General features: G+C 60.4%; 26 protein-coding genes. 13 read left to right on the forward strand and 13 right to left on the reverse strand.

All coding sequences use genetic code 11. The features are described from left to right. Window position 1: 1 nt before the first annotated feature. From flgG to GO499_RS15335, 4 genes are read left to right on the forward strand one after another with little or no spacing between them, the layout of a single operon-like run. Window positions 2-787: a flagellar basal-body rod protein FlgG gene (gene flgG / locus GO499_RS15320; protein WP_161862996.1), complete on the forward strand. Its 786-nt coding sequence runs from the start codon at window positions 2-4 to the stop codon at window positions 785-787. Next, window positions 784-1,200: a flagellar basal body P-ring formation chaperone FlgA gene (flgA, locus tag GO499_RS15325; RefSeq protein ID WP_161862997.1), complete on the forward strand. Its 417-nt coding sequence runs from the start codon at window positions 784-786 to the stop codon at window positions 1,198-1,200. The genes flgG and flgA overlap by 4 nt, the downstream gene beginning before the upstream one ends. Then, window positions 1,197-1,949, forward strand: coding sequence for a flagellar basal body L-ring protein FlgH (gene flgH, locus GO499_RS15330; protein WP_161862998.1), 753 nt, complete (start codon window positions 1,197-1,199; stop codon window positions 1,947-1,949). The genes flgA and flgH overlap by 4 nt, the downstream gene beginning before the upstream one ends. Window positions 1,950-1,961: 12 nt before the next feature. Then, a complete protein-coding gene (locus tag GO499_RS15335) occupies window positions 1,962-2,495 on the forward strand; it encodes a flagellar basal body-associated FliL family protein (RefSeq protein ID WP_161862999.1) in 534 nt (177 codons plus the stop codon). Window positions 2,496-2,513: 18 nt separating this feature from the next. Here GO499_RS15335 and GO499_RS15340 read toward each other — a convergent pair whose 3' ends face one another. The 5 genes from GO499_RS15340 to GO499_RS15360 all read right to left on the reverse strand — a co-directional run bounded on the left by GO499_RS15340 (window position 2,514) and on the right by GO499_RS15360 (window position 7,573). Then, entirely contained in the window at window positions 2,514-2,915 is a 402-nt protein-coding gene (locus GO499_RS15340; protein ID WP_161863000.1) for a hypothetical protein, read from the reverse strand. Beyond that, complete coding sequence (locus GO499_RS15345) at window positions 2,896-4,023, reverse strand: EscU/YscU/HrcU family type III secretion system export apparatus switch protein (RefSeq protein WP_161863001.1); 1,128 nt, start codon at window positions 4,021-4,023, stop codon at window positions 2,896-2,898. The genes GO499_RS15340 and GO499_RS15345 overlap by 20 nt, the downstream gene beginning before the upstream one ends. Next, window positions 4,020-4,802: a flagellar biosynthetic protein FliR gene (locus tag GO499_RS15350; RefSeq protein ID WP_161863002.1), complete on the reverse strand. Its 783-nt coding sequence runs from the start codon at window positions 4,800-4,802 to the stop codon at window positions 4,020-4,022. The genes GO499_RS15345 and GO499_RS15350 overlap by 4 nt, the downstream gene beginning before the upstream one ends. Continuing rightward, entirely contained in the window at window positions 4,802-6,823 is a 2,022-nt protein-coding gene (gene flhA, locus GO499_RS15355; RefSeq protein WP_161864013.1) for a flagellar biosynthesis protein FlhA, read from the reverse strand. Before flhA ends, GO499_RS15350 begins: the two co-directional genes overlap by 1 nt. A gap of 114 nt (window positions 6,824-6,937) precedes the next feature. Then, complete coding sequence (locus GO499_RS15360; protein WP_161864014.1) at window positions 6,938-7,573, reverse strand: transglycosylase SLT domain-containing protein; 636 nt, start codon at window positions 7,571-7,573, stop codon at window positions 6,938-6,940. A 369-nt stretch (window positions 7,574-7,942) separates the two neighbouring features. On the opposite strand from GO499_RS15360, the gene tspO reads away from it, so the two are divergent. The 5 genes from tspO to GO499_RS15385 all read left to right on the forward strand — a co-directional run bounded on the left by tspO (window position 7,943) and on the right by GO499_RS15385 (window position 14,898). Then, on the forward strand, window positions 7,943-8,413 hold the full coding sequence (gene tspO / locus GO499_RS15365; RefSeq protein ID WP_161863003.1) for a tryptophan-rich sensory protein TspO: 471 nt from the start codon (window positions 7,943-7,945) through the stop codon (window positions 8,411-8,413). A 205-nt stretch (window positions 8,414-8,618) separates the two neighbouring features. Beyond that, complete coding sequence (locus GO499_RS15370; RefSeq protein WP_161863004.1) at window positions 8,619-9,758, forward strand: UDP-galactopyranose mutase; 1,140 nt, start codon at window positions 8,619-8,621, stop codon at window positions 9,756-9,758. Window positions 9,759-9,789: 31 nt separating this feature from the next. After that, window positions 9,790-12,618: a DUF6212 domain-containing protein gene (locus tag GO499_RS15375; protein ID WP_161863005.1), complete on the forward strand. Its 2,829-nt coding sequence runs from the start codon at window positions 9,790-9,792 to the stop codon at window positions 12,616-12,618. After that, a complete protein-coding gene (locus tag GO499_RS15380) occupies window positions 12,615-13,532 on the forward strand; it encodes a hypothetical protein (protein ID WP_161863006.1) in 918 nt (305 codons plus the stop codon). The genes GO499_RS15375 and GO499_RS15380 overlap by 4 nt, the downstream gene beginning before the upstream one ends. 307 nt (window positions 13,533-13,839) lie before the next feature. Continuing rightward, a complete protein-coding gene (locus GO499_RS15385) occupies window positions 13,840-14,898 on the forward strand; it encodes an HD-GYP domain-containing protein (RefSeq protein ID WP_161863007.1) in 1,059 nt (352 codons plus the stop codon). Here GO499_RS15385 and hemE read toward each other — a convergent pair. Beyond that, window positions 14,864-15,901 carry a uroporphyrinogen decarboxylase gene (gene hemE / locus GO499_RS15390; protein WP_161863008.1) on the reverse strand — a complete coding sequence of 346 codons (1,038 nt, stop codon included), beginning with the start codon at window positions 15,899-15,901 and terminating at the stop codon, window positions 14,864-14,866. The genes GO499_RS15385 and hemE overlap by 35 nt on opposite strands. 104 nt (window positions 15,902-16,005) lie before the next feature. Here hemE and hemC point away from each other — a divergent pair, with 104 nt between their 5' ends. Continuing rightward, window positions 16,006-16,947 carry a hydroxymethylbilane synthase gene (hemC, locus tag GO499_RS15395; RefSeq protein ID WP_161863009.1) on the forward strand — a complete coding sequence of 314 codons (942 nt, stop codon included), beginning with the start codon at window positions 16,006-16,008 and terminating at the stop codon, window positions 16,945-16,947. Window positions 16,948-16,951: 4 nt separating this feature from the next. On the opposite strand, the gene idi is transcribed toward hemC, so the two are convergent. Both idi and dalA read right to left on the reverse strand, forming a co-directional pair. Then, window positions 16,952-17,467, reverse strand: a complete 516-nt coding sequence (gene idi / locus GO499_RS15400; RefSeq protein ID WP_161863010.1) for an isopentenyl-diphosphate Delta-isomerase — start codon at window positions 17,465-17,467, stop codon at window positions 16,952-16,954. A gap of 36 nt (window positions 17,468-17,503) precedes the next feature. Beyond that, entirely contained in the window at window positions 17,504-17,998 is a 495-nt protein-coding gene (gene dalA / locus GO499_RS15405; protein WP_161863011.1) for a divisome-associated lipoprotein DalA, read from the reverse strand. Window positions 17,999-18,204: 206 nt separating this feature from the next. On the opposite strand from dalA, the gene GO499_RS15410 reads away from it, so the two are divergent. Continuing rightward, window positions 18,205-18,807: a L,D-transpeptidase gene (locus tag GO499_RS15410; protein ID WP_161863012.1), complete on the forward strand. Its 603-nt coding sequence runs from the start codon at window positions 18,205-18,207 to the stop codon at window positions 18,805-18,807. A 170-nt stretch (window positions 18,808-18,977) separates the two neighbouring features. Continuing rightward, window positions 18,978-19,169 (forward strand): hypothetical protein, encoded by a 192-nt coding sequence (locus tag GO499_RS15415; RefSeq protein WP_161863013.1) that lies wholly within the window; start codon window positions 18,978-18,980, stop codon window positions 19,167-19,169. Between the two features lie 50 nt (window positions 19,170-19,219). Here GO499_RS15415 and GO499_RS15420 read toward each other — a convergent pair whose 3' ends face one another. The 3 genes from GO499_RS15420 to GO499_RS15430 form a co-directional block, all read right to left on the reverse strand. Continuing rightward, window positions 19,220-19,666, reverse strand: a complete 447-nt coding sequence (locus GO499_RS15420) for a GAF domain-containing protein (protein ID WP_161863014.1) — start codon at window positions 19,664-19,666, stop codon at window positions 19,220-19,222. Between the two features lie 103 nt (window positions 19,667-19,769). Further along, window positions 19,770-21,113, reverse strand: a complete 1,344-nt coding sequence (locus tag GO499_RS15425) for an ammonium transporter (protein WP_161863015.1) — start codon at window positions 21,111-21,113, stop codon at window positions 19,770-19,772. Window positions 21,114-21,148: 35 nt separating this feature from the next. Continuing rightward, the gene (locus GO499_RS15430; RefSeq protein ID WP_161863016.1) at window positions 21,149-21,487 is read right to left on the reverse strand and encodes a P-II family nitrogen regulator; all 339 of its coding nucleotides are present in this window, start codon (window positions 21,485-21,487) and stop codon (window positions 21,149-21,151) included. A gap of 270 nt (window positions 21,488-21,757) precedes the next feature. Here GO499_RS15430 and GO499_RS15435 point away from each other — a divergent pair, with 270 nt between their 5' ends. After that, window positions 21,758-23,785, forward strand: coding sequence for a transglycosylase domain-containing protein (locus GO499_RS15435; protein WP_284154770.1), 2,028 nt, complete (start codon window positions 21,758-21,760; stop codon window positions 23,783-23,785). Between the two features lie 4 nt (window positions 23,786-23,789). Here the strand turns inward: GO499_RS15435 and GO499_RS15440 are convergent, their stop codons facing one another. Then, entirely contained in the window at window positions 23,790-24,407 is a 618-nt protein-coding gene (locus GO499_RS15440) for an MlaC/ttg2D family ABC transporter substrate-binding protein (RefSeq protein ID WP_161863018.1), read from the reverse strand. Then, complete coding sequence (locus GO499_RS15445; RefSeq protein ID WP_161863019.1) at window positions 24,394-25,140, reverse strand: MlaA family lipoprotein; 747 nt, start codon at window positions 25,138-25,140, stop codon at window positions 24,394-24,396. The genes GO499_RS15440 and GO499_RS15445 overlap by 14 nt, the downstream gene beginning before the upstream one ends. Between the last annotated feature and the right edge of the window lie 12 nt (window positions 25,141-25,152).

A 25,152-nucleotide genomic window follows, 5' to 3' on the forward strand; every position in this document is an offset into this window, starting at 1 on the left:
CATGAGAGTACTCAACATCGCAGCGACCGGTATGGAAGCCCAGCAGACGCGGGTGGAGGTGATTTCCAACAACCTCGCCAACATGTCCACCACCGCCTACAATGCCCGGCGTGCCGATTTTGCCGATCTGCATTACCAGCAGGTCACCCGCGCCGGGACAATCAACGCGTCCGATGGCACCGTCCTGCCCGCTGGCGTCCAGCTCGGCCTCGGAGTGCGCGCATCGGCCGTCTCCATGAAGGTCGAGCAGGGCTCGCTTCAGGCGACCGGCGGCAACCTCGATGTCGCCCTCGAAGGCCGCGGTTACCTCGAGATTCAGCTTCCCTCCGGCCTGTCCGCCTATACCCGCGACGGCGCTTTGAAACGTACCGGTGACGGCCTCATCGTCACCGCCGATGGCTATCCCGTCATCCCGGAAATCACCATTCCCGACGAGACGCGCGAACTGACGATCAATGCAAATGGCGAAGTTTATGCCTATTTCGACGATCAGGTGGAGGCACAGTTGCTGGGCCAGTTCACCCTCGTCGCCTTCTCCAACGAAAAGGGGCTCGAGGCGGTTGGCTCCAACAACTATCTCGAAACCGCCGCGTCCGGTCAGCCCCTCGTTGGCGAGCCCGGCACCGATGGCCTCGGCACCTTCCGGCAGGGTTATCTGGAGGCTTCCTCCGTCGATCCCGTGCGCGAAATCACAGAGCTCATCGAAGCCCAGCGCGGCTATGAACTGAACAGCAAGGTCATCACCGCCGCCGACCAGATGCTCGGCGCGACCACCCAGATCCGATGATACGACTTGTTGCCCTTCTCTCACTCGTAGCCGCCTCCGGTCACTGCGACGTCCTCATCGCCAATCGCGCGATCCCCAGCCGCTCGATCATCGCGGCGGAGGATGTCAGCGTCGCCGCGCAATCGGTACAGGGCACCTATACAACGCCGGAGGAAGTGATCGGCCGCGAAGCCCGCGTCACCCTCTACCCCGGTCGCCCCATCCGCCGCGGCGACGTCGGCGCTCCAGCCGTCGTAGAGCGCAATCAGGTGGTTCCGCTACGCTACGCTACCGGCGGTCTCTTCATCGAGACGGAGGGGCGTGCACTAGCGCGCGCCGGCGTTGGCGACCTCATCCGCGTCATGAACATTACGTCCCGTACCACCGTCACCGGCCGCGTCGCCCCCGACGGCACCATAGAGGTCGGAAAATGAACAGCCTGATCCCGGCCGCCCTGCTGGTCCTCATCACTCTCGCCAGCTGCTCCCGCCTCGATCACGTGGGCCGGGCACCAACCCTGTCGGAAATCGGCGGACCAATCCAACCGGTTGCCTACACCGTCGCGCCAGGTCGCGCCGCGCTGGCTGAGGCGCAACCGCAACCGATACGCCAGGGAAACGATCGCGCTTCGCTCTGGAATTCCGGTCCGACGTCGCTGTTCGGTGACAGGCGCGCCAGCCGCCGCGGCGATATCCTGACCGTGCTGATCGAGATCGACGATCAGGCGCAAATTCAGAATTCGACCGCCCGCAGCCGCTCCGGCTCTGAGAATGTCGGCATCCCCAATCTGGTCGGCATACCTCAGATCCTCGATCGCGCGATTCTGCCCGAAGGCGCCAGCGCCGCCGAACTCGCCGACCTCAGTTCTTCGTCTTCCTCGTCAGGCGACGGTTCCGTCCGCCGTAACGAGCAGATCACCCTGCGCATTGCGGCCACGGTGGTGGATGTGCTGCCGAACGGCCATCTCGTCGTTCAGGGCGATCAGGAGGTCCGGGTCAATTTCGAACTGCGTGACCTGCAGATCGCCGGAATTGTCCGGCCAGAGGACATCAGCCGCCAGAACCAGATCACCTATGACAAGATCGCCGGCGCCCGCATTTCCTATGGCGGTCGAGGGCAGATCACCGATGTCCAGCAACCGCGGTACGGCCAGCAGATTGCCGATATCCTGCTGCCGTTCTAGGAGAATGCGACCGTGAAACTGCTCATTCCCATTCTCTTCGTTCTCGTAGGTCTCGGCGGCGGCGTCGGCGTCGGCATGATGTTGAAACCGGACCCGATCGCCGACTGCAAGGCGATGCAGGCAGGGGAGTTGACGCTGGAAGCGGAAGCCGCGGCCGAATGTGAGGACATTCTCGCCGCAGTAGACAAGGAAATCGAAGCCCTGAAGCGGGAGATGGAGGGCCCAACCACTTTCGCCGAACTCAAGCGACAGTTCGTCGTGCCACTGTTGCAGGGCGAACGTGTGCAAGCGCTCGTCGTCGCCTCGATAGCCTTGGAGATGAGTGATGGCACCCAGGACGTTGTTTATGAACGGGAACCGAAACTGCGTGATGCCTTTCTCGAGGTGCTGTTCGTTCACGCTCACTCCGGCGGGTTCGACGGTGAATTCACCGCCCCCGCCGCCATCGAGGATCTCAAGCGGCGCCTCAACGAAGCAGCCCTGCCCATTGTCGGCGACGGCTTGCGCGACGTGTTGCTGACGGAAATCGTCCGACAGGACTACTAATTCGCGAAGAAGCTGCAATCACTCTTCGGAGGCCCTGCCGTCCCGCTCTGCCCTTGCGATGCGGGTACGCTTATCCGCCTGCTGCTGTTTCTTCGCCAGCCGCGTTACCGCAGAAGTCTTGCCATAACTGCGTCTCAGCGCTTCCATCGCGTGCACCAGTTCGCGCTGATACGCGGCTTCCTCGGCATCGAGCTTCCGGCGAGCCTGCTCTGCCCACAGGTGCCAGCGGCCAAAACGAGCCAGTTCGCCGCCCGCGATCTCGCCTGTCTCCGGCATCTCCCGCACTGCCGTCTGCCTGAGAGCCAGCCGGCGTCTCTGGACTTTGCGGATCCGGGCATTGATTTCCGCCAATCGGGCCATGTCGCGGGTGAGCCCGAACTCGGTGATCCGCACCAACGGTTCATAGGTCTTGGCTGTCATGCGCCCTTCCCTTCGCCCCATAACCTCGCGCCCGCGCCTTGCGGCGCATCTCATCGGCGAACCGGATAGCCGCGGCAACCGCCTTGTAGTGCACGGCCGGGATCTCCACTCCGATATCGACCATGTCATAGAGCGCTCGGGCAGTAGCCACATCCCGGTGAATCGGAACGCCGGCCTCCGCCGCCAGTTCGCGGATGCGCAGGGCGATTTCATCGGTGCCCTTGGCCACGCATACAGGCGCCGAGCCTTTCTCACGCGTCCATTTCAGTGCCACGGACACATGTGTCGGATTGACGATTATGACATCGGCCGTCGGTACTTCCTGCAGCATCTGGCCACTGACGATCTGCTGCGCGCGCTGGCGCCGCTTCGATTTGAAATGAGGATCGCCCTCGACTTCCTTGTTTTCGTCCTTCACCTCCTGGTAGCTCATCTTCAGCTTCCGGAAATGGTCGAAACGCTGCCACTGAAAGTCTGCGAAGGCGATGAACGCCGCGATGATGGTCACCCCGATCAGCAACCGCTGCAACATGACGCCAAACTGCGCCGCCACACCGGCAGGGCTGGCTGCTGCCATGCCGACAATTTCCGAAATCTCCGAGGCGAGCACGAAATAGGCAGTGGCCGAGATCGCGACAAGTTTGGTGAAGCTCTTGGCGAATTCCACCAGTCCTGTCGGCCCGTATTTGTTCTTCGCATTGGCCAAAGGCGAAATGCGTGAGAGTTTCGGCGAGAGCTTCTCACCGGAAACGACAATCGCACGCTGCGCGAACAGCGACGTCAGCGCCGCGAGCAACGGCAGCATCAACAACGGCGCCAGCGCGAAGGAAACGGCGCCGACGACCCGGGCAGACAATTCTCCGCCACCCGGCCCGAGCAGCCGCCCCTCCAGCTTCTCCGGGTGGTCTAGAAAAACCGCCATCACACCACCGGCCTTCTGCAATCCGGCAGCCCCGACCAGCGTCAGCGCCAGAAGCATTCCCGCATATACCGCCGCTGCAGTAACTTCATTGGACTTGGCGATATCGCCTTTCTTGCGGGCATCCTCCAGCTTCTTTGGCGTCGGATCATAGGTCTTCTCCCCACCGCCTCCCGCCGCATCGCTCATCTCGGCATCCCCAGCGGCAGTGCCAGCGCCCGATCCAGATGCCCCGACCAGACACCGAGGATCAGGGGGGCGGCCAGCAACAGCAGGACAAGCGTTGCCGCGGTGATGGCCGGCGCACCGACGAAGGCGACCATCAGTTGCGGCATCGCCCGGTTGATGGCCCCGATAGCGACATTGTAGAGAAAGGCGGCAATGACGAAAGGCGCTGCCAGCGAGAACGCCAGCGCAAAAGCCCGGACCGCATGCGCCAACCCCCAGGCGGCGACATCGCCGGCAGGCAGACTGCCGCCGAATCCGATCAGGTCATAGGAAATCAGCATTGCTTCGATGGCTTTCAGGTGCAGGTCCAACACCATCGCCAGCGCCAGCCCGGCCAGCACCAGCGCGTTTCCGAGTGCCGGCATCGGGTCCGGCGCAACGCCGGAACCGGCAATCTGGGCCAGCGCGGTCGTCTGCGCCGCGATCGAACCCGCCAGTTGCAACGCCATGACCAGCAGGCGAAACCCCAGTCCGATCAGCAATCCCACGGCCGCCTCGGTGAGGATTGCACCGCCGAAGCGTACCATCGTCCATCCGCCTGTCAGCGCGGACCGGTCCAGCATCGGAAAGATCACCAGCGCAAAGGCCAAAGCTGCCGCCAGACGAATGCGCACCGGCACGAACTGCTCACCAAAACCGGGCAGCAGCCCTACGATTGCTGCCACTCTCACGAAGGTCAGGATCGCGGCCAGCAATGCCGCCTCGCTGAAATCCAGCAGGCTGGCCACCATATCGAACATCAGGCCACACCCACCATTGCCGGCCGGCCCTGATGCGAAATCTCGTCAAAGGAGAAGACGGGGTTGCGGATGCCCTTGGCTGACAGCACCGTATGCAGGAAACGGCGACGCCGGGTGGTGGTGATAACCGCCGGATAGCGCCCGCGCGCGGCCGCGTCGGCTATCTTTTCCGCGATTGCGTTGGCCAGTCGGTTGAACTCCGACGGCGGCAACGCCACGTCGACAACGTGTCCATCGGCCTCGATCTGATGTTCCTGGAACAATTCCTCCCATGCCGGCGAAAGCTGGATCAGTGGCAGCGTGCCATCCGCCTCCTGCAACTCGGCGGTGATCTGGAAACCGAGGCGGTGCCGGACGTGCTCCGCCAGCGCCTCGGGCAGCTGGGTTGCGCCGTTGGCCTCGCCGATCGCCTCCAGGATCATCGGCAGATTGCGGATCGACACACGTTCTTCCAGCAGCAGGCGCAGTACGGATTGCAACTGGTCCACGGGCACCTTGTCAGGGATGAACTCGTCGATGATCCGTCGGTTTGCCTCGCCCCGCGCGGTGTCCGAAAGTGCGACGAACTCGTCCAGCAGCCGTCGCATCGATCGCCGCGTGAACAGCCGGGCGAAGTTCTGCTTGATGACCTCCAGCATATGCGTAGCGATGACCTCCGTCGGCGTCACCACCGAAAGTCCTTCCAGCGTCGCCGCCTCCTGCTCCTCCGGCGAGATCCACCTGGCCGGGGCGCCGTAAACGGGCTCCGCCACGTTGCGGCCGGCCGGCGCCGCCGGCGCATTGTCACTCAGCAGCATCAGCATCTTGCCAACGTCGACCTCCGAGCGGGCGACCTCCACCCCCTGTATCCGGATCGTGTAGGTGCCATCAGGCAGAGAGACATTATCCGTCAGTCGGATTTCCGGCAGAATAAGCCCGTATTCCTGCGCGATGTGATTGCGCATGTTCGCGATCCGGCTGTCGAGGCCTGTCGCCTCCTCCATCACCATCGCCACGAGATTGCCCGCAAACTCCATGTGGATCTCATCGACATCCAGCATGTCGCCCAACTTGCGTCGCGGCGCTTCCTCCGGCGCTTTTGCAGCCGCCTTCTCTTGCGCCCGTGCGGCGGCCTTGGTGCGAGCCGCCATCCAGGCGGCAGTGCCCAGCACCGCCGCCCCGGCCACGAAGGGCAGGAACGGCAGCCCCGGGATGAGCGCGAACAGCGCCATAAGTCCGGCAACGGTTCCGAGCGCCATCGGGTAGCCGCCCAACTGGTCGATCAGCGCACGGTCCGCCGAGCCGAGCCCGCCACCTTTCGAGAGCAGCAGCGCGGCAGCGATGGAAATGATGACGGCAGGCACCTGTGTCACCAGCCCGTCGCCCACCGTCAGGATGGAATAGGTCTCGAACGCCTGCCCAACCGGCATGTCATGCAGGAAAATTCCGATCAGCAGGCCCATTACCAGGTTCAGCAGGGTGATCAGCAGCCCCGCGACGGCATCGCCTTTCACAAATTTCGAGGCTCCGTCCAGAGATCCGAAGAACGTCGTCTCCCGTTGCTCCAGTTCCCGACGCTCCCGCGCCTCCTTGTGGCTCAGCGCCCCCGCGGCCACATCCGAATCGATGGCGAGTTGCTTGCCCGGCATCGCATCCAGCGCAAACCTTGCGCCCACTTCCGCCATCCGCCCTGCGCCGCGCGTGATAACGATGAAGTTCACGATCATCAGTACCGTGAACACCACCAGCCCCAACACGACGGAGCCGCCCATGATGAACATCGCGAAACCCTCAATCACCCCACCGGCGGCGTCGGAGCCGGAATGACCTTCAGCGATGATCAGCTTGGTCGAGGATACGTTGAGTGACAGCCGCAACATCAGGCTGGCGAGCAGGATTGTCGGAAAGGCCGAAAAATCCAGCGGACGCTCGATGAAAAGCGTGATCGTGAAGATCAGGATCGCGAGCCCGAATGAGGCCGCCAACCCCATATCCAGCACGATTGCCGGCACCGGCAAAACCATCATCACGATCACCGCCATCAGCGCCAGCGCCAGCAGGATTGTCGGGTTGAACAGGTCGTTGAGCCGCAATGTCGGGTTCACGGGCGACGCCCCGCTTGCCCGTTACCATTGGGTGGGAACGCGCGCGCCATGTCAGTACAAGCCCCCTCTCGGCTGGTTCAGGAGCGGTTGGCCGGAACCATGGAGCGAAATCGCCGCGACCGATCCCATCAAGGGCGGCGGCACCGTCTGCGTCTGCAGGCCGGCGAGGCCCTGCGTGCGCTCCACCTCCATGTTGTGGGCATATTCCGCCCTGCCGATCGCCGATGGCGGCGCACTGTTGCCTAGTTCCGCAAGAATGCGATCGAACCGCGCCGCATAGCGCTCGGCGAATTGTGGCGTCCGCGAGTGATAGGCACCTGCCGCCCGGCTCCAGCTGCCGGTTTCTCCGTAGAGTCTGCGCAGGAACCGTGCCGCGTAGAGTGCATTGATCTGCGGATCGAACATTTCGGCGATAGAGGCAAAGGCATTGCCGTGCCAGCGGAAGTTGATCTGGAAACACCCCACATCAAAACTTCGCGCGCCGGTCGCGAAATGCGCGTTCACGTAGGCCAGAGCTTCCTCGCGCCCGGCAAACCACTTGCCCACGCCCTCCATGTTCACGGTCCACGGCCAGGCCCGGTGCTCCCCGTCCAGCCGCCGCCCGGTCTCTGTCAGTGAAATGGCCTGCAGGACGACACGCGGTACACCGGTTTCCCGGGCGGCATGGGTTGCCGCGGCATCGCACATGGCGGCGACATCATCGACGGGGCGAACTGAAGTTCCGGCCAGGGTGCCACGGCCGGTCCGGGCATTCAGCTGCTTGACGAAATAGGGAATACCCGCCCGCGCCGCAGACCGATCCCGCCGGCTATCAGCAACCTCCGTCGAGGGCTGCCGGCCCCGGGTATCGTCGGAATTTGCCCAGGCAGGCAGTCCCACTGGGCCGGCCAATACCCATACTAAAAACATTGAAAGGAGGCACACGCCACGCCGCATCCGGGATTCTCCTCAAATCGCCAACGTTTGTCCGGTGTAGTGCCCCATGGTTACCAACAGGTAATCAGCACCCTGACTTTCGGATTGCTCGCCCTACATCCACGGACAAGGGGGATACGAATGGATTGGCTGACGGTATCAGGGTTCACAGGGGCAGCAGCAGCCGCCGCCGCCACAGGCATGCTCTTTCGCCCCGGTCTCTGGTATCAGAGCCTGGCCAAGCCCGGCTGGTCCCCGCCAAACGTCGCTTTTCCCATCGCCTGGACAGTGCTCTACATAGCCATGGTCGTCGCGGCGGTCCGTGTCGCAGGCACGCCAGACCCGGCGCCGGCACTCGCCTTATGGGCCTTTCAAATTACCCTCAACGCACTCTGGACGCCCGTTTTCTTCGGCCTGCACCGCAAGGGTGCGGCCGTCTTCGTAATCGCTGCGCTCTGGCTGGCCATCGCCGTCACCACCGTCCTGTTCTGGCAGAGGGACGTGTTCGCCGGCCTGCTGTTCACCCTCTACCTCGGCTGGGTCAGCTTTGCCGCCGCCCTCAACTTCGACATCTGGCGACGCAACCGGCACCCGTCCGGGCATAGGTCCTGATCCGGCGCCTGCCTGGGTATTTTCCCACCAGCGCAGTTAACCTGGGCTTAACCAGTCGATCTCTAGTCTTGTCGTGACCGGTTTGCACCGTTGTCGGCGGCTGCGGTCCCGCCGCACGAAAGGCCCTCATATGCCCGACGAGATGCTGATTCACACAGGCTTGTACACCCCACGCCAGGCAAAGGGGCGTATGTCCGGCAGGCAGATGCAACAGGTTCTCGTGGTCGGGGCGGGCCTGGCAGGGGCGGTTTATGCCCGCGTGCTGGCCGAGTATGGCCTCAAGGTACACGTCATCGACCAACGCGACCACATCGCAGGCAATTGCCATGATGAAATCGACGATGAAACTGGCGTCCGCTTCCACACCTATGGTCCGCACCTGTTCCATACGTCCAACCACAGGGTCGTGGAATGGCTTTCCCGGTTCACCGATTGGCTGCCGTATGAGCATCGCGTCGTAGCCAGGCTCGAATCAGGGCAGGAGGTGCCACTGCCCGTCAACCGAGACACGGTGAACGCTGTCTTCGGCACCCGCCTCGCCACCGTCGAAGAGGTGATGGCCTTTCTGGCCGGAAAGGTGGAGCGCAGGAAGGTGATCGCCACGGCGGAAGATCACCTCTACGCCCATATCGGGCCGACGCTCACCAATTTCTTCTTCCGCCCCTATACTCGCAAGATGTGGGGGCTGGATCTGCAGGAGATGGATGCCGCCGTCGTCCGCCGCCTCCAGATCCGCATGGACAGTGAAGACAGGTACTTCCCCAACGATACCTTTCAGGCCCTGCCCGCCAAGGGCTATACCGCCATGTTTCGTCGTATCTTCGACCATCCTGAAATCACCGTTGAAACCGGCCAACCGTTCGCGCAGGCAATGCTGTCGGACTACGATTTCTGCTTTTCCTCCATGCCGATCGACGCCTTTTACGGATACCAGCTTGGCGAACTTCCCTACCGCTCCGTCAGGTTCCAAACCAGCAGGCACCGACGCGATGATGCCCCGGGGCACACAACCATCAACTACACCGACGAAGGCCCCAACACCCGCGAGACATGGTGGCACGCCCTGCCAGGACATGATGGCGGCGGCAGCGAAGTTCTCACCACGGTGGAGGAGCCCTGTGATTATCGCGACAACGGAATGGAACGGTATTACCCCGTCAAGGCGCATGACGGCCGATACGACAAACTCTACGACCGCTACCGCATCATGGCCGACGCCGAAGAAAAGCTCACATTCATCGGCCGCTGCGGCACCTACCAGTATCTCGATATGCATCAGGTTGTGAACCAGTCGCTCACCGGTGCGGGCAAATGGCTTCGCCTGCATATGTCCAACGCCGCCTGAAAGGCCACCCCTCCAGAACGGAGACGTGAAGATGAAGCTGGAAGATTTCCCGGACACCGGTCGGGACCGGCAGATCCGCGCCACACCCGCGCCATACGCCATTTATTTCGACTGGCAACTGAACCTTCGCGCCGGTGGTCCGCCCGGATATCTTGCCAACCTTGCTGCCGGGTTGGAGGAAAGCGGCCTCGCCGCGCAGGTCGACCTCATCACGCGCAATCCCGGCGACACGTCGCGAACGCCGCGAAAACCCTTCGCACCGGAGGCCCGGCCACTGTTCTCCTCCCACACCCGACGCCGGGAAGATGCCGCACCGGAGGGGGAGGCGGCCACCGCACGCGCCCACCGCCAGGCAGCCTTCGCCGCCCGGACGGACTGGATGCACATACCGCCCGCCAATCTCCGCCGGCTGGACCCGCAGGCGCGGCACATCATCCACGCCCATACCACCACCGATATCCTAAAACTTCACAACACCCTCACGCGCCACGGCTGCCGCCACACCGTCAGGCTCGCACTCACCTCCCACTGCCCGGAAATCCCGGCCAAGGAATGGTCCGAAAAACTGTACTCCGAAGGCGCATCCGCCGCCGCCGCCGAACTCCACTTCCGCAACCATCGCTTCCTCGACCACCTTGCCTTTCACCACTCCGACATCCTCATCTTCCCCTGCGCCGAAGCGATGGAGCCTTACCGATCCACGTTCTCAGACTTCGCCCGTTGCTTCGGCCAGCGCGACACCCGCTTCGTTCCGACCGGCGCCACCCCACCCAAACTGGCAACGCCAAGGGAAGCCGTGCGTGCGGCCCACGCTCTCGGCGACACCTTCACGGCCTGCTACATCGGTCGCCACAATGCCGCCAAGGGCTATGACATCCTCGCTCGTGCCGGTGCCGCCCTGCTGGCGAAGGAGGAAGACCTCGCGTTCCTGATCGGCGGCCATCCCGGCCCGCTGGCCGCCCCCGGCCATCCCCGCTGGATCGAACATGGCTGGACGGAGACACCCGGTGATCTCGTCGCTGCCGCGGACGTCTTCGTTCTGCCCAACCGCCAGACCTACTTTGACCTGATGCTGCTGGAGGTTCTGGCCATCGGCATCCCCGTCCTTGCCGCCCGCAACGGCGGCAATCGCTTCTTCGAAGGGCTCAGTCCCGGCATCATGCTCTACGATTCAGAGGCAGAACTGGCTGAGGGGCTGCGGCATTTACGCGCCCTACCGGCAGAGCAGCGGGTCAGCCTAGGCGCCGCCAATCGCGAACTCTACGAACAGCGCTTTACGCCCGCACAATTCGCACGGGCCTATACCGAAACGCTGAACGCCATCGCCACGGATTACCCAGCCGCAAACGGAACCGGCAAACTTTCGGCCATCACCCGAAACCGGCGACCAAAGGTTTCCGTTATCGTCCCGGTCTACAACGTCGAGAGATACCTCGAGGATTGCCTCGCCTCCATTGCCGCCCAAACCTTGGCGGATATCGAGGTACTGCTCGTCAATGACGGCTCCACCGATGGTTCCACAGCCATTATCGACAGCTTTGTCGCGCAGGATTCCCGGTTTCACAGGGTGGACAGGGCCAACGGTGGCCTCTCCGCCGCCCGCAACACCGGCCTGGACGCGGCGACAGGCGCCTTTATTGCCTTCGTCGACAGCGACGACACCATCGCTCCGACCATGTTGCAGGACATGTTCCAGGCTTGCGAAGCAACAGGGCTCAAACTCGCGGCCTGCGGCGTGCAGCACATGGATGCCAGCGGCACTCCGGCCGAAGCTGTGGCCGGCTTCATCGAAGATCAGATCGTTTATCCGAAATGGATGGATGGCACCATCGTCTGCACTCCGGAAACACTCACCGCAATCTATCCCAGCGCCTGGAACAAGCTCTACCACCGCTCCGTGTTCGACGGCTTGCGCTATGATCCCGGTCTCTACTACGAGGATCATCCGGTTTTCTATAAGGCTTTCCTCGGCCAGCAGCGTTTCGCCTTTGTTAACGCGCCACTCTACCGCCACCGTGCCAGCGCCTCGGGGCGTATCACGCAGGATGGCTCCCGCCGGGCACTCGACATATTCACCATTCTCGATCTGATTGAGAGCATTTTCCGCGCTCACCTGTCATCCCGTGAAGACTTGAAGCGGCTGATGGCCCGGCTCGTTCTCCGCCTCGTCTGGGAAAGGCTGTTTACCGTGAAGGATCCGCGCACGCGCTTTCGTCTGGCCGAACAGGCGGTCATGCGTTTCGCTGCCCTTGAAGTTACGCAAGACGATGTCATCCGGTATAAGGACAGGATCATCGAACCGGCCTTCGTCGAAACCCTGTTCGCCTGCGCCGAAGAAGGTCAGTGGCAACAACCGGAAAAGGCGCTGGCACCACTGGAGCAGCGCATCAATCTCCGCGATGCAACTCCCGATCCCGTTCCCCGCAAACATCGCATGGTGCGTCTGAAGGAGGATCAGGGCTTCATCCTCGTCCACCCGCAGACCGGGCGCACAACCACTGCCGAAATCACCGGTCTGGGTTTTTTCGGCGCGGCCGAGATCGCGATGTCCCTGTCGGTGGAGAACCCGAAGTCGGCAGATATCGCCTTCCGCGCGCGGGTCGCCCCATCCCCCGTCGTCGATGGGTCCCGCCTGTTGCGGGAAGGTGATCCTGTCTGGCTCGCCGAAACCGACTGGCAGACCGTGGCGCCACTCACACAGGAACCCTGCACCGTTTTCGTCCCCGTCGGCACGCCCACGCTGGCCCTCTATATCCAGACAAGGCTGGAAGACGGCGCAAGCATGCACAACGCCTGGGCCCGCGTCCGCGATATCCGCGTCACCCCCGTCCGCGGGCCCGAAGCGAAGGCCGGCGAATGATCCAGCCCGTCCTTCGCATCCACATCGGTTTCCACAAGACCGGCACCTCCTCCACCCAGATCGCCCTGGCGGAACAGGCCGAAGCCGGTCTTCTTCCGGTGTTGTATCCATTGGCCGGAAGGCTGGAAAACTGGGCCTACGCCCATCACCAGTTGGTGGAAGATCTGCGGCATGGCAATCGCGACAGTCTCGATGCCATCGTCGTCGAGCACAGGTCGCAACCGGATTTGCCGATACTGCTCAGCAGCGAGGATTTCTCGATGGTCGAGGCCGGGTTCACGCTGGCACAGGTTCGCCAAGCCTTTCCCGACCACCGCCTGGAGATCATCGCAGTCGTCCGCAACCACGTCGACTGGCTGCGCTCCTACTACATGGAGCGGGTCAAGAGAAACAGCACCCAACTCTCTCCGATGCAATTCGTGCGGGAGCATCTGCACACCCGCCGCTTCAGCCCCGCACTTCATCTCGCCCGCGCCCTTGGCGGTGAATTGCAACTCTTCAATTATGATGCACTCACCCTGCCGGCTGGCCTGTTTCCGTCATTGGCAGGTGTGGAGATGCAGGTTGACGCGCACACCCGTTGGAACAGAAGCCTGACACCACAGGCCACCTTCGCCCTTCTCCACGCCTACCGCGCCGGTGTCGCGAGCCAGGTGCCGGTGAACCGGGTGATCCACAATGCATTCAAGCTCGACCAACAGGTCCGTCAGATGGCCGCTGCCGTCGACATCTTCACGCCAGCCGAAATTGCGGAGATCCATGCATCCTTTGCCGATGACCGAGCCGAAGTGAACGCCCTGGCCGGTCATAACGTGCTTCCCGACGATATCCCGGTCCCGAAGGGGCCGCACATGCCAGAGGATCCTTCCGCCGAAGCCGTCTACCTGCGCGCATTTCTCGGCAATCAGCCCTGACAGGCCGTAAGTGAAATTTCCTTGGGATGGCCCGGTTTTGCGGAAATTTTACCTGGGCTCGAAAAATCGACGGAAACACTCGCAATACCGAAACCATACCAAACCCATATCGAAACCATAATTACTTACTGCCGCGCAAACAGGTTGAAGGCCATTAATGGTGAATGCTAGCATTCCCTTGTAACCATACGTCACCCGCACACCTCATTTCGCGTGCGTGGCCCGTTTTTGACAAGGCGATCTCATGGTATTTGAGACGACGGCGTTTCCTGATGACGGTCACCGACAAGCGAGAATCCGGATATGCATGGCGGTCCTGCGGCAGGTTTCTCCGCACCGTTTCTCAATTGCCGCGCGGGCAATCGCCATCACCCGGGTCCTAGCCGGCAAACCTGACAACAGTTCCGAAATTTACAACGAAATCATAGCCCTGCACCATCTGCTCGCCGCTCTCGGGATCAGAAATCACTGCGATGAGATGCGCCATGATTCTCGGTTCGGAACCCCGCACGCCGCAACGCCATTGCCTAGGCACTCGCTGGAAATCATGGCCGACAAAGCCCTGACCCATCCCCCCTTTTCTTCGGAAGTGATCGTTGCCGCCCGGGACCTGATGGCCGTCCCGACTTCAGAAGGCTGTCCGGATATTTCCGCATTGGCCAATGAAATTGCTACCAATCAAGACTTTGATTTCATTGATAAAAGCTGGCCGTCCAGTAGTATGGCCTCAAAAATTTTCGCCATCCTTTCCAGCCCACCCGACACTCGAACCATAGACCATGGAGACGATCCGGACGCGGCGGTTATCCTGCTCTGGTACATCCTTAGGCTCAAAAGCCCGCACACCGCCGTCCATTGTCAAAGGGTCACCCGTCTGGCCATGGCGCTCTCAGCCGAGGGTGGCCTGACCACCGGACAGCGGGATACACTTGCACGTGCTGCTCTCCTCCATGATGTCGGCAAGATCACCCTGCCTGAGGCCCTTCTTTCCAAAGCAGGAAACCTTACATTCGAGGAAAGGGAGGAATTGCGAACCCATGCGGACACGGGCAGGTCTATCGTAAAGTGCATCCCCGGTCTGTGCGAAGAGGCCGAAATCGTCGGTCGCCACCACGAAAAATGCGACGGCAGCGGTTATCCGCAGGGATTGGGCTGCAAGGATATCGACCTTTTGACCCGGATCGTGACTGTGGCCGACGTCTATGACGCTCTGTCCCATGCCCGGCCATACCGGGCGGCCCTGCCGGATGCGAGTGTGTTCAACATCTTGAACACGGAAATGGCTGACCAACTCGACTCGTCGATCGTCGCGGCACTACGCGAAATCGTCGTCAGCGACCACGCAGCGCCTTCAGCATCAGATTAACGTTCGCAGGGTCGGCATCCGGGGTAATGCCGTGCCCAAGGTTAAAGATGTAGGGTTGTCCCGCGAATGCGTTTTTCAAATTGTCCACGCTTTTCAACAACATGTCACCGCCCGTCACCAGCAATGCAGGATCGAGATTGCCCTGCACACAGGTCCGGGGCGAAAGCTCCCGTGCCGCCCATTCGGGACGAACACTGGTATCGATGGCGCAACCTGCCACACCAGTAGCATCCACGAAATCCAGAAGCTTTTCACCGGCCTGTCTGGGGAAGCCGATTGCCGGCACTCCCGGATACCGGGCCCTCACAATATCCAGAATGCGCTTTGCCGGTGCCGTCGCGTATTTGTCGAACAATGCTCCCGGCAGCGCTCCGGCCCAGCTGTCAAAGAGCTTGATCACCTCTGCCCCGGCTTCGATCTGGCGGCACAGGTATTGTGCCGTCGCGTCGGTGATAAGGTTCATCAATGCATCGAAAGTCTTCGGATCGCTGTACATCAGCTGCCGTGCCGGCGCCTGATCCTTCGTTCCCTGACCGGCGATCATATACGTGGCAACCGTCCACGGCGCACCTGCAAAGCCGATCAGTGCCGTCTCTTCCGGCAAGCTTTCGCGAAGGATACGCAGGGTCTCGTATACCGGACCAAGTGTATCATGAATAGCGTCAACAGGTTTGAGCCGTTGCAGATCGGCGGAAGATGCGATGGTCGAGAGCCGAGGCCCCTCTCCTGTCACGAACCAGAGATCTGCGCCAAGGGCCTGAGGGACGAGCAGAATATCGGCAAACAGAATGGCAGCGTCAAAGTCATACCTCCGCAGAGGCTGTAGCGTTACTTCCGCCGCCAGCTCAGGTGAATAGCACAACTCAAGAAAACTGCCCGCCTTCTCTCGTGTCTGCCTATACTCGGGCAGGTAGCGCCCCGCCTGACGCATCATCCATGCGGGCGGCGGGTCCAGCGCTTCTCCAGCCAGAGCCCTCAGCAACCGTTTGTCTTCACTCTTCATTTTTTGTCCTCTGACAGGTCCGGTGGACCTTACATTCCGCCCTTGATAAGGAAAAGCCATTGTTCTGCACGGTCGTCCCCACGGCCACCGGAGGCGCTTGAGACATGGACGAAAGATACCCCAGCCCGCAAACGCCCCTGCGTATCGGAACACGTGGGTCTCCTCTGGCCTTGGCTCAGGCGCATGAAACGAAAGACCGCTTGATGAAGGCTCACGGCTTGCCGGAAAATGCCTTTCACATTGAGCCGATCCGCACGACCGGCGACGCAATCCAGAACAGATCTCTGAGCGAAATTGGCGGAAAGGGCCTGTTTACCCGCGAGATAGAAGAATCCTTGCTTGGCGGGCGGATCGACATAGCAGTACATTCAATGAAGGACATGCCGGTTGACCAACCGGATGGCCTGACACTCGGCTGCTACCTGCCAAGGGAAGACGTCAGGGATGCGTTCGTATCATTGAAATACGGCTCCATCGAGGACCTCCCGGAGGGCTCGGTTGTCGGCACCTCCTCGATGCGGCGGCGGGCTCAACTAAAATATCGCCGGCCGGACCTGCAGGTGGTGGAATTTCGCGGCAATGTGCAAACACGGCTACGAAAGCTCGCTGACGGTGTCGCCAGCGCCACTTTCCTCGCCATGGCCGGACTGAACCGGCTGGCGATGGAAGATGTGCCGTACACACCAATACCGGCGACCTCGATGCTACCAGCTATTGCGCAAGGTGCCATCGGGATCGAATGGCGTATCGGAGACGAGGCCATAGAAACCCTGCTGTCCGCGATCCACGATCCTGCAACCGGCCTGCGCCTTGCGGCTGAGCGGACATTTCTCCGCGGGCTGGACGGTTCCTGCCAGACACCGATCGGTGGTCTGGCAGAACTTTCTCAGGGAAGGCTTCATCTGCGTGGAGAAATCATTCGCCCTGATGGTTCGGAAATGCTGACGCATGAAATCACAGGCAGCGAAACCGATGGCGCCGCAATGGGCATGGAGGCAGCAGCTCTCTTGCGGGAACGCGCCGGACCGGGATTTTTCTCAGAATGATCCGTCAGCGTTGGCTAAAAATGGCTTCGGCATATTGCTCCATATAGATCCGGAGCCAAGGCGTGAACCGATGCGGGCTCTGGCCGATTTCCTCGCGCAGTCCATCCAATGTGACCCAACGAGTCGCCATCACTTCGTCCGGATTTGGGTTCGGCAGCCAATCTCCTCTGGCCACAAAAATATGTACGCACTCATGCTCGATCAGACTTTGGCCGACTTCGGCCCGGTATTCGAGTTCGCCGAAGGATTCCACCTCAACCTGCGCAAGACCCAGTTCCTGCTGCAATCGTCGCGTGGCACAGTCTGCGGCCGCTTCACCCCAGTACGGGTGGGTGCAGCATGCGTTGGCCCACAGTCCAGGAGTATGATATTTTATCAAAGCCCTGCGCTGCAGAAGCGTGCGCATCCCGTTCATGACAAAAACCGAGACAGCAGGATGTCGAAGGCCTCGCCTGTGGACCTCCAGCTTGTCCACCGGCTTCAGTTCACCGTTCTCCCATGCAGGAATCATCGTCATCACGACAGCTGGTCGGAGAGCGTCAGGCAGCAAACGGAATCAGGATGGCCCGCCAATGACCTGGACCCACCACAACTTACCATTCGATTCCTGAAACCAGCCAAAACCAATGGACGTTGCCTGCGGGGCCAGCATCACACGTCGCGTCGTCGGGTCATCGAGCCACGACTGAAACAACGACACTTCGTCGTCGAAACTCTCCGAGATATTCTCGCCAAAAACCTGCCCCTGGAAACCGGCCCGTGCCGCCCTATCGTTCGGGGAAGTACCGTCGGAACCGAAATGCCACGCCCTCTCCTGCACACTCATGTCGCGAGCGTGCGTCAGTGCGGCGGCTGTAAGGCGTGCAGAGAGCTGAACCGGGGCAAGCCCTCTTTCGGCTCTCAATGCGTTGACCGTATCAACGTGGCGTGCACGTACGGCGCTCGTCTCCGCGCTGGAGATGAAATCGACCCCAGAGCTTGATGTCCCGACCGGGGTACAGGCCGTAACCAGCAGGATCGAAGACAGAAGAAGGAAGACACGGAATAGCATGGTGAACCCTGTTGCCGAAGAACTTCCCCGTTCTCTACCTATATTCCCGGGTAGGTACAATTGGTTGTTCGCAAAGCACAGGCGATGCGCGGCTTTCGCCACTGAATTGATGCAAGCTGCTGTTCTGCCTAAACTCCCGTGATCCGACGATTCTGCCCGAAGGAAAGATGATGAACGAACAATCCCCCTCGCACACCGGAAGCTCAATGACACGGCGCAGCTTCACCGGGCTGGCCGTGGCAGGAGCAGCAGTCGGCATTTCCGCTCCCGGCGCATTTGCCCAAGTTCCGCCCGGAGTGGATTCAAACGGCTTTCCGATTGATGGACCGGTACCCGAACCGAAGTTGAAGCGGCGTGTTTCAGGATTTCTGAGCCGTGATTGGCAGGATTTCTTCCCCTCCCGGCGCAACGGCGTAATTCTTGTCGATACCAAGGTGCGCGTGCTTCACTACTGGAACGAGGAAGGAACGATCTACAAGATCTATCCCACTTCGGTTCCGCTGACACCTGAACTCACGCGCACGGGTCGGACGGCCGTCGTTCAGAAACGTGAGGGACCGGATTGGCGGCCGACTCCCAACATGTTGCGACGCAACCCGGACCTTCCGGAATATGTTGGCCCCGGGCCGCAAAATCCGTTGGGCACCCACGCACTCTATCTATCGTGGCGCTACTATCGCATTCACGGTACCAACGACACGCGCAAGATCGGCCGAAAATCCTCGAACGGTTGTATTGGCCTTTATAACGAACAAATCGCGGAACTTTTTGGCTGGGCGAAAGTTGGGACTCAGGTGCTTCTCATCTGATTTGCGGCATGAAAGCCACGAGTTATTGCAATCAAGGCACAGCAAGAGGGAAACTGAGGCTATATCATGTCGCAGGATTGCAAATTCCGGGCTTTCTCCATACCGATGAAACCGCACTGCCTGTTAACCATAGGTACGCAACCGAAATATTTGGCCAAATGGAGACCAAAATGAAACTCACTGCAACTGTTGCGGCCATCGCGCTGCTCGCAGCCCCCGCATTCGCCGGTAACGTTGAGCCGTTCGTGGCCCCCGAGCCCGTAGCTGTTGACGAGCCCGTCGGTGGTTCCAACGCTGCATGGCTTGTCCCGCTGATCGGCATCGCCATCATCGGCGCTGCTGTGGCTGCAAACCAGGACTGAGTTCAGCCATCTGGCTGTACTGAAAGGCGGGCTTCGGTCCGCCTTTTTCTTTACCCAAAAGTCATTTTCATAAGCTTTTCGAGCATTACCTTGTCTTCTCCGGAGAAGGCGGCAGGCTGATCGCTGTCTATATCGAGTACTCCCAGCAACTCACCCTCTGAAGAGAACACCGGCACCACGATCTCCGAACGAGTGGTCGATGAGCAGGCTATGTGCCCTGGAAACGCATCTACATCATCGACCAGTTGGGTTTCACCGGAAACGGCAGCGGCACCGCAGACTCCCTTTGCAAATGGAATCGCCAGGCAGCCGTGACCGCCTTGGTAAGGTCCGATCTTCAGCAAGTTCGGTTCTGTCACCCGGTAGAAGCCCACCCAATCGAATCGAGAATCGGAGTTAAACAATTCACAGGCCACTGTTGCCATCTTGGCCACCACGTCGTCCTCACCCTCAGTCAGGGCCAAAACTCTTGCCAGCACCGTGTCCTTATCGCCCATTGTCTTCTGCCTCCTGCTCATTGAATCCACCTCGCATAAAAAAACCCGGGCCGAAAGGCCCGGGCAAGTCGCGACCGGGGCGCTACCGCCCCGGCGGGGAGATTCAGTTGGTGAACTCAGGGTATGCTTCCATACCAAGCTCGGATGTATCGAGGCCTTCGATTTCTGCCTCTTCGCTGACACGGATCCCCATTGTTGCCTTGAGGATGAACCACACCGCGAAGGAAACGACGAAGACGAACACGCCGACGATGATGATCGGAACCAGCTGGCCCATGAATGTTGCGTCAGAGTTCGTGAGCAACACTGCCAGCGTACCCCAGATACCTGCGAAGAGGTGAACAGGGATCGCACCGACAACGTCGTCGATCTTGATCTTGTCGAGGAACGGCACACCGAAGACAACGATCACACCACCGATCGCACCAATCAGCGTTGCCATGCCAAGGCCGGGCGTCAGCGGTTCGGCGGTAATGGAAACAAGCCCGGCGAGAGCACCGTTGAGTACCATGGTCAGATCGACCTTGCCGTACATTACCTGCGTCAGGATCAGTGCAGCAATTGCCCCACCAGCCGCAGCCGTGTTGGTGTTGGCGAAAATACGGGAAACGTCTGCGGCATCGCTCATTGTACCCATTGCCAGCTGGGAACCGCCGTTGAAGCCGAACCACCCGAGCCAGAGAATGAATGTACCGAGCGTCGCCAGCGGCATGCTGGAACCAAGCATCGGCACGACGCCGCCGTCACGGTATTTGCCAACGCGCGCACCAAGAAGGATCGCACCGGCGAGCGCGGCCCAGCCACCGACTGAGTGCACAACAGTCGAACCAGCGAAGTCCAGGAAACCCCACTGACTATCAAGGAAACCGCCGCCCCATTTCCATGAAGCTTGGATCGGGTAGAGGATACCCGTCAGGATCACGGTAAAGATCAGGAACGGCCAGAGTTTGATGCGCTCCGCCAGCGTACCGGAAACGATAGAGGCGGTTGTAGCGCAGAACATAAGCTGGAAGAAGTAGTCCGATCCAGTAGATGCGTAGCCCGCGTCATCAACGGCATCGGACGCAACGCCCACGGCTTCCAGAAGCGCCGGGGCGAAAAGAATACCCAGGTAGCCACCTGTCTCATCCGATCCGATGGACCAGCTGCCGAGCGGGTACATCAGGTTGTACCCGATCAGGTAGTACATGATGGATGCGATCGAGAAGAGCGCAATGTTCTTGGTAAGCTGGGTAGTGACATTCTTGGAGCGGACGAGACCTGCTTCCAGCATCGCGAAGCCGGCTGCCATCCAGAAGACGAGGAAGCCGCCGACGAGGAAGAGGAGAGTTGTTAGGATCCACTGCGTCTGGGCTGCGGTTTCACCCGTGGCCTCCTGCGCCAGGACGGGCGAAGCTGCCAGCAGCGCCGCTGCGGAGAGCCCGAAATACTTGAGTTTGTTAGACATGTTTTCTCTCGACATTTGATTGTGAGTTGAAGGGCTCAAAGTGCGTCTTCGCCGGTCTCGCCGGTGCGCACACGTAGGGCTTGCTCGACATCCAGCACGAAAACCTTGCCGTCGCCGATCTTGCCCGTCTTCGCCGTCGAGGCGAGTGTCTCGACCGTTTGGGCGACGAGCGCGTCAGACACGACAATTTCCAGCCGGATCTTCGGAACGAAGTTCACGACATACTCGGCACCGCGATAGATCTCGGTGTGGCCGGCCTGCCGCCCATACCCCTTAACTTCTGTGACCATAAGTCCCTGCACGCCAATGGAAGTCAGCGCTTCGCGGACTTCCTCGAGCTTGAACGGCTTGATCACGGCAATAACCAGTTTCATGTTTTTCCCTCTTGACCTCTGGGAGTGCGCAGAGTCTCAACTCACGCGCTCAGGCACCACGAAAGCGACGAGGCGGTTGCGGATGCCAGAAAAACGATCCGATCAACGCCGTCAATTTTCCGGAAAATGACGGAAAAGTGTCTCTGTGAGGCAATTGCTGGGGAAACTGCGTATTTTTTGTGCACCCGATAATGCTCTCGTTTTGGCTCCACAAAGCCCAGCAGAACGATTATGGTGAAATCACGAGCGGACCACAAAAGGCAAAAAGCCATGGCCGGTACAGGCAAAAGACAGAAGCGCAGCCGCCCGAGGCGACGTGCGCGGACAACCAAGCGCGGACCCGGCCTGATAGAACGGGCGCTGCGCCGCATTTTGCGGTTTTTCTTCGGAATTTTCTGGTGGTTGGGCCTCCGTGTCGGGATTGCCCTGGCAATCGTCATAGGCGCGACGACGCTCTATTTCTATGCCACGCTGCCGCCGATGGAAGAGTTGCTGGATGGCAGGGATCGCGGATCAGTAACCTTGCGCGACCGCAGCAACCAGATTTTTGCGTGGCGTGGTGAGCAGTATCAGACGACCCGCACGGAAACTGCATCCCCCCACCTCGTAAACGCCGTGGTTGCGACAGAAGACAAGCGTTTCTTCCACCATTTCGGATTAGACCCGAAGGGCATCGCGCGGGCGATGACTGCCAACTTCAAGGCAGGTCGGGTCGTGCAGGGTGGATCCACAATTACCCAGCAGGTGGCAAAGATCCTGTTCTTCGGCAACACCCGCAGCCTCGAACGCCATATCAAGCAGATACCAATCGTTCTGGCGATGGAGTTGAAATACACCAAGAACGACATTCTTTCGATTTACCTAAACCGTGCCTACCTGGGTGCTGGTGCGCAAGGTTTCGAAGCCGCTTCACAAAGATATTTCGGCAAATCCGCAAGGGAAGTTGACCCGGCCGAGGCGGCGATGCTGGCTGGCCTGTTGAAGGCTCCTTCGCGCTATGCACCGACCCGCAATATCGATGCGGCGCAGGGACGGGCCAATGTCATCATAGATCTCATGCAGGAACAGGGACACCTGACGCGCATCGAGGCAGAACTGGCTCGGGCACAACCGGCCTCACTGTCACCGGCGGCGGAAGCCCGCGCTGGCGGCTATTTCGCAGACTGGATCATGTCTGCCGGACCCAGTTACCTGACGCAGGGTACGACAGAGGACGTAGTGATAGAGACGACCTTCGACCCACGGATTCAACAGGCGGCGGAGGCCGCGATTGCCAAGATATTTGCGGAAAAGGTCAGCGAGGGCTCGAAAGCTCAGGCTGCCGTCGTAATCATGTCTCCGGACGGCGCGGTGCGCGCCATGGTCGGCGGGCGAAAAACCTCTGGCCCCGTGGCCGGGCAATTCAACCGCGCGACAATGGCCCTGCGTCAACCCGGTTCCGCCTTCAAACCCTTGGTTTACGCGGCAGGTCTGGAATCCGGTATGTTGCCGACCGATACATTTTTTGACGCGCCGATCACACTCGAAGTACCTGGTTCCAAATCCTGGTCACCGCAGAATTACGACCGCAAGTTTCGTGGCGAGATCACATTGACGCAGGCTCTGCAGCACTCCATCAACACTGTCGCAGTGAAGGTGTCGGAGCGGGTGGGACGTGAACACGTGCGCGCCATCGCGCAGGATTTTGGCATTTCGTCCCCAATAGCCAAGGGACCGTCACTGGCACTGGGCGTTTCCGAAATGACGCTTCTTGAACTGACGGGTGCCTACGCTGGTATTCTTAACGGCGGTCGCCGATCCAAGCCCTACGGTTTGACGTCCATCAAACTGAAAGGCGACAATACCACGTTAATGGGGGCCGATCGCGAGGCGAATTTCAGGGTCCTCAACGAAACGGCTGACGGTTTCCTGATCTACATGCTCAACCAGGTCATCGAGAACGGCTCCGGCGCGCGCGCGAAACTTGCGGACAGGCAGGCTGCCGGCAAGACCGGCACGACTCAGGCAGCACGCGACGCGTGGTTCATAGGTTTCACGGCTGATTACGTGGCAGGCGTCTGGATGGGTTATGATGACAATACGCCGCTGAAGGGTGTCACCGGCAGCGGCCTGCCTGCGGAGATCTGGAACGAAGTGATGACGCGTGTTCACCAAGGCTTGCCGCCGCGGCCATTACCGATGCTGATCCCCGCTGCCCCACAGGTCGTTGAGAGGGCAGTGCAACCGGGTACGGACGACCCGGTTGCAAACTCCGTGATGGAGAGTGTTCTAAACTCGATCTTCGGCAGCGGGAACTAAGGCCTCAGCCCCGCTGGTTAAGATCGGCAATCAACGCATCGACGCTGTTACGATTGGCTTCCAGCAATGCGCCAACTTCGTTGCGCTCGGTCGACAGCATTGAAACTCCCTCGATGAAGAGGTTGAACATCTTCAGGCTGCCGGATCGATCACTTACCTGCCAGTCCACGGCAATCGGCGCACTCCCGCTGTATTTCAGGACCGAAGAAACCACGATCCCCTTGTCGCCGCGGTCAACCGCCCGCGTCACTTCGACAGTCGCATCGCGGAACTCACGGAACTGTTTGCCGTACTTGCGGGCAAGATAGCCACGAAACGCCGAAATAAAGGCTGACTGCTGCGCTCCCGAGGTCTGCCTCCAGGCCGGACCGAGGACCGAGCGGGCAATGACTGGAACGTCGCCATACGTAACAAAAATCTGCTCAAAGCGACTGAGAGCCTGCGCCGTCGACTGGCTGCTCTTCACGACCTGCAACAGTTCGGCAACAATCTTGTTGACGAGGCCGATCGCCTGATCGGTCGTTGCCGCAGCGGCGCCGTGCGGCACGACTGCAAGACCGCCCGCCGCAGCGATACCAGCCATCACGGACCGGCGGGAGATTTGATTTTCATTCAAAGGCATATGGATCCTCCAGATCGTCCTCGCTGACACCACCACTGAGTGCCTGCGCCTTGTTTTGCAAATACGCAATTCTCGCAGCGGAGTAACTGTCCGCCGACTCGTACAGCAACGCATTTATGACGCTTGCAAACTCGTACCTCTGGTTCACGATGTCAGCCACCGTTGCGCCTGCGAGTACCTGCTGCTGCGTCGGAGTCAGTACATATGTAGTGGGATTCATCGCGAAATCGACAACGCGACCGGCAACATCCCGCTCGCTGGACGGACCAAAGACCGGCAACTCTACATAGGCGCCCTCGCGAACACCCCATACGGCCATCGTCTCTCCGAAATCGGTCGGCCGCTCGTAAATGCCGGCATCGGTGCCGATATCGAGCAAGCCTCCGAAACCGAACACGGTATTGACGGCGAAACGCGCAAACGTGGCACCGGCGTCGTCGAAATCTCCTTGCAGCGCGTGGTTTATGAAAGCCAGCGGCTCATTTATGTTGGTGACAGCATTACTTATTCCCTTGCGGACGGGCTGAGGAACGACGCCGCCGTAGGCCTCCGACGTAGGTTTGAGAAGGTTTTTGTCCAGACCCTTATTGAAGGCATGAACCTTGCGGTTGGTATCTTCGTACGGGTCCTGGTTGCCCGAACTAAGTTCGGAAGTATCGGTACACCCCGCCACCCCGAGCGCCACGATGGCGAGAGACAGCCTCGCGATACGTCCAAATCTTTCAGAAAGCATTATCAGCCCCGT

Source organism: Algicella marina (genome assembly GCF_009931615.1).
In the GTDB taxonomy this organism is placed as follows: Bacteria; Pseudomonadota; Alphaproteobacteria; order Rhodobacterales; family Rhodobacteraceae; genus Algicella; species Algicella marina.

Excerpts from the sequence above, each read along its gene's own strand:
- flgG (WP_161862996.1), top strand. The coding sequence starts at position 2 with ATGAGAGTACTCAACATCGCAGCGACCGGTATGGAAGCCCAGCAGACG.
- flgA (WP_161862997.1), top strand. The coding sequence starts at position 784 with ATGATACGACTTGTTGCCCTTCTCTCACTCGTAGCCGCCTCCGGTCAC.
- flgH (WP_161862998.1), top strand. The coding sequence starts at position 1,197 with ATGAACAGCCTGATCCCGGCCGCCCTGCTGGTCCTCATCACTCTCGCC.
- GO499_RS15340 (WP_161863000.1), bottom strand. The coding sequence starts at position 2,915 with ATGACAGCCAAGACCTATGAACCGTTGGTGCGGATCACCGAGTTCGGG.
- GO499_RS15345 (WP_161863001.1), bottom strand. The coding sequence starts at position 4,023 with ATGAGCGATGCGGCGGGAGGCGGTGGGGAGAAGACCTATGATCCGACG.
- GO499_RS15350 (WP_161863002.1), bottom strand. The coding sequence starts at position 4,802 with ATGTTCGATATGGTGGCCAGCCTGCTGGATTTCAGCGAGGCGGCATTG.
- flhA (WP_161864013.1), bottom strand. The coding sequence starts at position 6,823 with ATGGCGGTGATCGTGATGATGGTTTTGCCGGTGCCGGCAATCGTGCTG.
- GO499_RS15360 (WP_161864014.1), bottom strand. The coding sequence starts at position 7,573 with ATGTGCGATGCCGCGGCAACCCATGCCGCCCGGGAAACCGGTGTACCG.
- tspO (WP_161863003.1), top strand. The coding sequence starts at position 7,943 with ATGGATTGGCTGACGGTATCAGGGTTCACAGGGGCAGCAGCAGCCGCC.
- GO499_RS15370 (WP_161863004.1), top strand. The coding sequence starts at position 8,619 with ATGCAACAGGTTCTCGTGGTCGGGGCGGGCCTGGCAGGGGCGGTTTAT.
- GO499_RS15375 (WP_161863005.1), top strand. The coding sequence starts at position 9,790 with ATGAAGCTGGAAGATTTCCCGGACACCGGTCGGGACCGGCAGATCCGC.
- GO499_RS15380 (WP_161863006.1), top strand. The coding sequence starts at position 12,615 with ATGATCCAGCCCGTCCTTCGCATCCACATCGGTTTCCACAAGACCGGC.
- GO499_RS15385 (WP_161863007.1), top strand. The coding sequence starts at position 13,840 with ATGGCGGTCCTGCGGCAGGTTTCTCCGCACCGTTTCTCAATTGCCGCG.
- hemE (WP_161863008.1), bottom strand. The coding sequence starts at position 15,901 with ATGAAGAGTGAAGACAAACGGTTGCTGAGGGCTCTGGCTGGAGAAGCG.
- hemC (WP_161863009.1), top strand. The coding sequence starts at position 16,006 with ATGGACGAAAGATACCCCAGCCCGCAAACGCCCCTGCGTATCGGAACA.
- dalA (WP_161863011.1), bottom strand. The coding sequence starts at position 17,998 with ATGCTATTCCGTGTCTTCCTTCTTCTGTCTTCGATCCTGCTGGTTACG.
- GO499_RS15410 (WP_161863012.1), top strand. The coding sequence starts at position 18,205 with ATGACACGGCGCAGCTTCACCGGGCTGGCCGTGGCAGGAGCAGCAGTC.
- GO499_RS15415 (WP_161863013.1), top strand. The coding sequence starts at position 18,978 with ATGAAACTCACTGCAACTGTTGCGGCCATCGCGCTGCTCGCAGCCCCC.
- GO499_RS15420 (WP_161863014.1), bottom strand. The coding sequence starts at position 19,666 with ATGGGCGATAAGGACACGGTGCTGGCAAGAGTTTTGGCCCTGACTGAG.
- GO499_RS15425 (WP_161863015.1), bottom strand. The coding sequence starts at position 21,113 with ATGTCTAACAAACTCAAGTATTTCGGGCTCTCCGCAGCGGCGCTGCTG.
- GO499_RS15430 (WP_161863016.1), bottom strand. The coding sequence starts at position 21,487 with ATGAAACTGGTTATTGCCGTGATCAAGCCGTTCAAGCTCGAGGAAGTC.
- GO499_RS15435 (WP_284154770.1), top strand. The coding sequence starts at position 21,758 with ATGGCCGGTACAGGCAAAAGACAGAAGCGCAGCCGCCCGAGGCGACGT.
- GO499_RS15440 (WP_161863018.1), bottom strand. The coding sequence starts at position 24,407 with ATGCCTTTGAATGAAAATCAAATCTCCCGCCGGTCCGTGATGGCTGGT.
- GO499_RS15445 (WP_161863019.1), bottom strand. The coding sequence starts at position 25,140 with ATGCTTTCTGAAAGATTTGGACGTATCGCGAGGCTGTCTCTCGCCATC.